Here is a 7,566-nt window from a genome sequence, read left to right as displayed (position 1 = left end):
GGTAGGTCCGGGGTTCGAGTCCCTGAAGGTCCACCATATTTGGGGGTATAGCTCAGTTGGGAGAGCACCTGCCTTGCACGCAGGGGGTCAAGAGTTCGAATCTCTTTATCTCCACCAAAAGACTGTAACATTTGTTACAGTCTTTTTTTACACCTCTTGCATAATTTCCATAATGGAGTTTTATCATCCACATTAGCTGAAGTTAGAGTAAAATTAGTTAAATATTTATGAAATGTCACAAAAAGATGTAACATAAATCTAAAGTATATTTTCCATTATTATTGGAAGTGGGTATGCTCTCTTAATTATAAGGAATATACTTTGCTAGGGTTTTCTATTTTTAGATACTGCTAGTTTATTTAGATAGCACAACAGGTGAAATTAATGAAATTATATAAAAAATAATGCCAATATCTATTATGCATATTGGCATTATTTTTTAATAAGAAGATTCTATATTTGTAACTTTTTATTACATATCATTTAACATTGGTAATTTCTTTTTTGATGTCTTAGTTAATATAATTCCATAAACTACTCCTAGAGAAAGCCAAGTGAAGCCTACAATTAATGCAAAGGTTGATAGGTTAATCCATAAATAGAAACACACAACAAACCCTAAAGCTGGAATTAGTAAATTAGAAAAAAGCTTTTTTTCCTTTTTCTTAACAAAGTAATATACAATTACAGAAAGGTTTACACACATGAAGCCAATAAGACCACCAAAATTTAACAACTCTGTTACTAAAGAGATATTAAGAGTAAGAGCACCTATAACTCCGATAGCACACATTATGAAAATGTTATAAGTTGGAGTTTTATATTTTGGATGTAAGTGAGTAAAGAATTTTTTTGGTAATACCTCATCTCTTCCCATACCAAATAGTAAACGTGCAGCGCTAGATTGTCCTGTAAGTCCTGCTGTCAAGGTAGAAATAACAACTGCAAAGGTGTAAAGACCTGCTAATAATGCTCCACCTGCGAGCTTAGCCACTTCAAATAAAGCAGTATCTGAAGATGCAAAGGTTGAATAATCAGGCCAAACTAGTTGTATAACATAAGCTTGAATTATAAATATTAATCCACCCACAATACAGGAAATAAGAGCAGCTTTACCAATATCTTTTTCTGGTCTTACTGCTTCTTCTGCCATAGTAGTTATGGAGTCAAAACCAAGGAATGAGAAACAAGCAATGGCACCACCTGCTATAAGTGTGGAAATGGAAAAAGTACTTTTGTTGAAGAATGGTTTAATTGATAATAAGGTTCCTTCGCCAACGCCACCTAAGAGTGATTTCCCACAGATAAATACAAATATTAACACAATGGCGCCCATTAACCCAACTAGGTAAAGGTTTGCTTTAGCCGCAAGCTCTACGCCAAAATAATTTACGAAAGTAGTGACTGCAGCTATAATAACTACCCATACCCAATAAGGAATAGCAGGTATTGCTACACTAGCATAGGCTGCTCCCACCATGAATACTATAAGTGGAACTAAAACATAGCTCATAAACATACACCAGCCAGCAAGAAATCCTAAATATGGACTAATAGCACGCTGAGTATATGTATAAGTTGATCCAGCCACTGGAAAAGCTGCTGCCATGCGGCCATAGCTATAAGCTGTAAATAGCATTGCTATCATTGCACAGAGATATGCTAATGCTAGCATTCCACCTGTTAATTGTGCGGCGGTACCGTATATATATGCTGGTGCAATAGGAGTCATAAAAGCAATTCCGTATATAGTTAAATCTTTTAACGTTAAAACTCTTTTTAACTCATCGTTATAACCTAAGTTTCCACCTTCTGGGACTGTATTTTTTATGCTTTCAAATTCTGTACTCAATTAAATATCCTCCTATCTCCTATGAGTGTTACCATTTAATTTCTTCAGCATTTGCAAGTCTACAAATTACTGTTGCCAATATATCTGCTAAAGCTTTTAATTTATTAGGATCGACTTTTTCTGGTGTATCCTCAGGGCTATGATAATGCTTATCACCAGGACCCCAAATCCATGTAGTTGGAACTCCAGCTTCTGTAAATCTTCCACTGTCTGGTGTGCCTAATATACAGTAATCTTGTTCCAAATAATATCCCATTTCATCTGCAACATCTACTACATAATTACATAGCTTTTCTGGGAAATGAATTTGTCGTCCAGGCCAATTTCCACCCTTCATTACCCAAAGTTCACTACCTGCTCCTACCATATCTACTTCAATGCCCGCTTTAATTTTTCCCAATTCATCCTTGTGTTTTTGGATATATGCATCTGAACCAGCAGAGCCAAGTTGTTCTTCAGCACCTAGTGATATAAATTCAACGGTACGATGAAGTTCTGTATCAGCTAAAATTCTTGATAATTCCATCATAATTGCAGTACCGGAACCATTATCATTTGCTCCTGGTGTTCCTGCAGAATCTCTATGTCCGTAAATAACAATCTTTTCTTCAGGGAATTTATTGCCCTTTTTTATACCGCGAATATTAACTGAATGTCCATCTTTATTTTCAGTTCTTACTACAAGATTTCCTGATACTGTTTTATTACTCATAAGTTTTAAAAGCTTATCACCTTCAATAGAATCTATAACTACAGCTGGAATTGACTGTGGATCAATTGGAAGGAACCTTCTTTCAACTTCAAAATATCCAGTTTCTAAAGTGGTAATAAATATCCAAGGATCAAAGTTAATAAGGATTGCTCCTATTGCACCATTTTTTGATGCATTACATATTTCAGGCCAAAATTGATCTTTCATAGTTTCTTTATCTCTTTCAAAAACAACTATTTTGCCCTTAACATCTTTTCCTTTAAAGTCCTCTTCTAGTCCTTTGTTTACATAAACTAATTCCCCTTTTATTCCATCAGTAGAAGTTGCCTCTGAGAAGAACATAGCTCTTGAAGGAATTTCTATTTCATTGTCAATCTTTACAAAAGAATACTCTTCATTAAAAGTTTTAATAGGAAATTCTTCTTCTATTACCTGAGCTTTTGAATCTTTAAAGCAATCTGATACTAATTTTCCACCTACAAATTCTGCTTCTGAACCTGCAAATCTATTTCCGAGTTCAGCTAAACACTTGATATCATTAAACATCCTTCCTGCATTTGATTTTTGAATAAAATTACTCATAATAGTCCCTCCTAAAATTATATTTATATTGTCGAATGTGTTTTTCTACACATGTTTATATAGAGCAAATATTATGCCAAATTAAAAAAGCAAGGGAACACGCATATTTCCTCGCTTTTCTAATAATAAATTTATATAAGTTTTTTTAAGTGATACCTTAGGGTATCAAAATATTGAGAATTTTCATATTCTTGCTAAATATCTCCTTTTCTACATGATACTTTTTAGTTACATAGTGCTACATTTTCGTATCATTCTTTGATAAGTTTAATTGTTTAATTTTTAGTTGTAGGTTTTTTCTAGCAATATTTATTTCTTTTGCTGTAGCAGAAATGTTCCAGTTATTTCTCTTCAGCGCATTAGTTATATAGTTTCTTTCAAATATTTTTTTAGATTCAAGAAAAGTTAAGTTATCTTTTTCTATATTATTTATTTCTACATTCCTCACTTCTTGTGGTAAATCAGCAACATGAATTACTTTGCTAGAAGAAAACACCACTAATCTTTCTACCAAATTTCGTAGTTCTCGTACATTTCCTTGCCAATTATATTCCATAAGAGCTTTTAATGCTTCATTAGAAAAAGTCATAGATGGTTTACGCATTTCAGTGCAAAAATACTGGAGAAAGTGATTGAGAAGTATAGGAATATCTTCAAATCTATCTTTTAATGGTGGTATGTTAATAGGGACAACGTTTATTCTATAAAAAAGATCCTCTCTAAAGCTACCTTTAGCTACTTCTTCAGGTAAATTTTTATTAGTAGCCGCTATTAAGCGAAAATTAGCTTTTATAGTCTTAGTGCCTCCTACACGTTCAAACTCTTTTTCTTGGAGTACTCTAAGGAGTTTACTTTGAGTTTTTAGGGAAATTTCACTTATTTCATCAAGAAAAAGAGTACCTCCATTTGCCATTTCAAATCGTCCAATCTTCGTTGATATAGCACCTGTAAAGGCTCCTTTTTCATGTCCAAATAGCTCACTTTCTAAAATACTTTCTGACAATGCTGCACAATTTACCTTTACCAAAGTACCCTCGCTACAAAAGCTTCTTTGATGCAAAAGATTAGCAACAATTTCCTTTCCAGTGCCGCTTTCTCCAGTGATTAGCACTGTAGTATTGGTGAGAGCAACGATATCAATGGTTTTCTTAATTTCTTTAATCTCTAAGCTATCACCTAATAACTGTATCTTTTCTTCCATTACTGCAATTCTGTTCTTTAGTCTTCTATTCTCAGTATTTAAATTATAAAAATTTATTGCTCTTTCAACATTTAAGAGGAATTCTTCTATATTGACAGGTTTCACAAGATAAGTATAAGCACCAAAAGTCATAGCCTCAACTGCACCTGAAATCGATGCTTCACCTGTAAGCATAATTACCTGAATATCATCGTATTCGTTTTTAATTTTATTTAATACATCAATACCACCAATACCTGGCATTACAATATCACATATGACTACAGCATAAGATTCACTTTTAATCATACTAAAGGCATATTCTCCACTAATAGAAGTATGAACATCATACCCTTTAGATTTTAAAATTCTAGAATGAATTTTTAAAAAGCTCTCATCATCATCTATCATCAAAATTTTATTCAACTTATTACTCATTTGTATCACACCTTTCTTTAGAAGGAAGTATAATTATGAAGGTTGTCCCGTTTCTGTATTTACTTTTCACTTTAATTTCTCCACCATGGTTTTCAATTTCTCTTTTGACAATCCATAGTCCTAGCCCTGTGCCTTTACCAGCTTCTTTTGTAGTAAAGAAAGGTTCAAATATTTTTCCAAGATTCTCCTCTAGTATTCCTAAACCAGTATCAGAAAAACATATTTCTATTTTATTATTATTTAAATTTTTACCGGTAATGTCTAATATTCCGCCTTTAGGCATTGCCTGAATAGAATTAGTGATAAGATTTAAAAATACATGTTTTATAGAGCTAGATTTACCCAATATATATAATGGGTCTCTGGGTAAATTTATAATCACATTGGTATTTCCTTTAATAATAGATCTTCTTTCTAAAAGTAGTATTTGGTTGAGAAGACTTCTAACGTCTATTTTCTCTATCTTTTCATTTGAAGGACGAGAGAAATCAAGAAGATTATAAATAATTTTTTCAGATCTTATAATGCTAGCTTCTATTTCCTCAATAGCTTCTTTAGCGATCTCATCTTTATGATTTGCTTCATAAGAATTAAGTAGATATGTTGCGCCTTTTATTACAGCTAATGGGTTTTTTAATTCATGGGTAATTCCAGCAGCCATTTGACCAATTGCAGCCATTTTTTCAGCTTGAATAAGTTCTTTTTCAAGCATAATCTGCTCTGTTACTTTTCTACTATGTATAACTATTTCCTCAATTCCACCTAAGTTATCATATACAGGAAACGACCAAAGATGATATATTTCTGATCCTCTTAAGGCTTCACTTTTATATTCATTTTTAGTCTCTAATGTATTTGTGATAGGGCAGTCTTCACAAGGGCAGTTTGCATTATTAAAGACTTGATAGCAAAACATACCTATAACATTATCACTTTTAAAACTTCTTATGGCTATATTTAAACCTTGTTCATTAATTCTTTTAATCTGATAATTTGGTCCTAGAATCATCATTATTCCGCTAAAACTATTGAAAACAGTTTCTAATTGATTCTTACTTCTAATTATATTCTCCGTATATTTTTCAATTTTAAGGCTCATTGTATTGAAGGATTCAGCTAAGATACCTATTTCATCATTAGAAGTTATCTGTACAGTTTCTCCAAATTTTCCACTGGATATTTTTTTAGCATCTTGAGTAAGTCTTAAAATAGGATTTGTTATTTTTAAAGAAAGATGAACCCCCATGAGTAGAAGCATAAAAATAATCAGTATTATAGCCAACCAAAATTGTGATGCCAATCTTTTGAAGCCCACTACATAGTCATTTTTATTAACCTCTATGCCTAAACTCCATCCTAAATTATTAATTGGTTCAAAAGAAACAATGTTTTCATCTGACCCTTTATTATATGAAAGAAGTCCATTTTTTCCATGTACCATGGTTAATAATATCTTTTCATAATTTTCACTAATTTCTTGTTGGAAAATATTAGTGTTGAGTAGCTCACCTTGTACTTGGCTTGTTCTCATATATTTTGGATGATAAATAACACTACCCCCCTTATCTATTATAAAAGCAAAGCCTGAATCTCCTAAACTGAAATCTGCCAGTGTTTTTTTTATATTATTTAAAGAAACATCTATGCATACAGTTCCTTTAAAAACTCCATTAACATGAATGGGATAGGCACAGGTAATTACCCACCCATTTCCACCATAATCATAATATGGTTCAGTCCATACTGCGTTGGCTTTAGTACCACTCTCTTGTGCTACTAAAGTATAAAATGGATCTTTTCTTTGATCATGATCTGGGTCAAAGGTCAAATTAGATAAATAAGGATATACTCTAATAAAACCATTGTTTGAAACCATATAGATATATTCTACAGAAGAGTTACTTTTTTTTATGTTACTGAAAATATCATCCAATTTTTCTGTATTAATAAGATCACTTATTACTTCTTCTGTAAATTTAATATTATTAGGAACATATACATTTGACGTGCTAGTTAAAGAAGTTTCTTTATCTATTTGTTTTCCTAATACTCCTCTACTATCTAGAACGTAGTGTTTAGGAAGAGATTTTCCACTTTGATCTTCACTTAAGATATATTCAGTCCATTGAGATAGATTTTCTACTTCTCTTTCTACTTGATTTAATTCCTTTGAAATAACATCTGCTTTTTCCTTAGCAAGTGCACTTAAATTTTCTTTCATATTTTTATCTTCCATAGCTCTGCTCTCTTGAACAAAGAAAAGAGTAAATAGTGTAAAAGGCACTATACATATGAGAATAAAAAAACTTATTATTTTAGTAACTAAAGATCTTCTCATAATCATTACACTCCTTTATTTTGTACTTATAGAAGTATAAAATGATTATAGCATATAGTAATAAAGAAGTGTTTACTTTATCAGGGAATGTAAATCACAAGAGGTATTAGAAGCATATTACATATACTATTCCGTGTGTATCAATAGAAGTATAAGTAAGTATTTTTTAGCATAATCTCATAAAATGGATATAATCTTAGTAAATAATTAATTATAGGAAATTGTGAGTGAATAATTATGTTAATATAAATCTTGTCGCTGAGAGGCGATGAGAAAACAACGAAAACAACGAAAAAAACGAGTTAAAAAAACTTGAAAAAAGTTGTTGACAAGGAAGAGATTCCTTGATAGAATAGTAAAAGTCGTCACTAGTAAGTGATGAAGAAATGGTCTTTGAAAATTAAACAGAGAAGAAGGTAAAACCAGTTAATTCCGATAGAGAAATCTATCAAAATGACATTAAC

General features: G+C 31.8%; 4 protein-coding genes and 1 tRNA gene. 1 reads left to right on the top strand and 4 read right to left on the bottom strand.

What is annotated here, in order from left to right:
* The first annotated feature begins 41 nt into the window (after nucleotides 1-41).
* A tRNA-Ala gene (locus ACI48Q_RS20875) sits at nucleotides 42-117 on the top strand.
* A gap of 355 nt (nucleotides 118-472) precedes the next feature.
* On the opposite strand, the gene ACI48Q_RS20870 is transcribed toward ACI48Q_RS20875, so the two are convergent.
* The 4 genes from ACI48Q_RS20870 to ACI48Q_RS20855 form a co-directional block, all read right to left on the bottom strand.
* A complete protein-coding gene (locus tag ACI48Q_RS20870; RefSeq protein ID WP_474921035.1) occupies nucleotides 473-1,852 on the bottom strand; it encodes an APC family permease in 1,380 nt (459 codons plus the stop codon).
* Nucleotides 1,853-1,880: 28 nt separating this feature from the next.
* A complete protein-coding gene (locus tag ACI48Q_RS20865; RefSeq protein ID WP_474921034.1) occupies nucleotides 1,881-3,146 on the bottom strand; it encodes a M20/M25/M40 family metallo-hydrolase in 1,266 nt (421 codons plus the stop codon).
* A 238-nt stretch (nucleotides 3,147-3,384) separates the two neighbouring features.
* The gene (locus ACI48Q_RS20860; protein ID WP_474921033.1) at nucleotides 3,385-4,764 is read right to left on the bottom strand and encodes a sigma-54-dependent transcriptional regulator; all 1,380 of its coding nucleotides are present in this window, start codon (nucleotides 4,762-4,764) and stop codon (nucleotides 3,385-3,387) included.
* Nucleotides 4,757-7,102: a cache domain-containing protein gene (locus ACI48Q_RS20855; RefSeq protein WP_474921032.1), complete on the bottom strand. Its 2,346-nt coding sequence runs from the start codon at nucleotides 7,100-7,102 to the stop codon at nucleotides 4,757-4,759. Before ACI48Q_RS20855 ends, ACI48Q_RS20860 begins: the two co-directional genes overlap by 8 nt.
* Nucleotides 7,103-7,566 lie beyond the last annotated feature (464 nt).

It is taken from the genome of Clostridium sp. LXY-7 (assembly GCF_056172015.1).
Note: the sequence above shows the minus strand (reverse complement) of the source record. Positions and strands in the feature narration are given on the sequence as shown.

Bases quoted from the DNA above. Each gene is read 5' to 3' on its own strand.
- ACI48Q_RS20860 (WP_474921033.1), bottom strand. From the start codon at position 4,764: ATGAGTAATAAGTTGAATAAAATTTTGATGATAGATGATGATGAGAGC.
- ACI48Q_RS20855 (WP_474921032.1), bottom strand. From the start codon at position 7,102: ATGAGAAGATCTTTAGTTACTAAAATAATAAGTTTTTTTATTCTCATA.
- ACI48Q_RS20865 (WP_474921034.1), bottom strand. From the start codon at position 3,146: ATGAGTAATTTTATTCAAAAATCAAATGCAGGAAGGATGTTTAATGAT.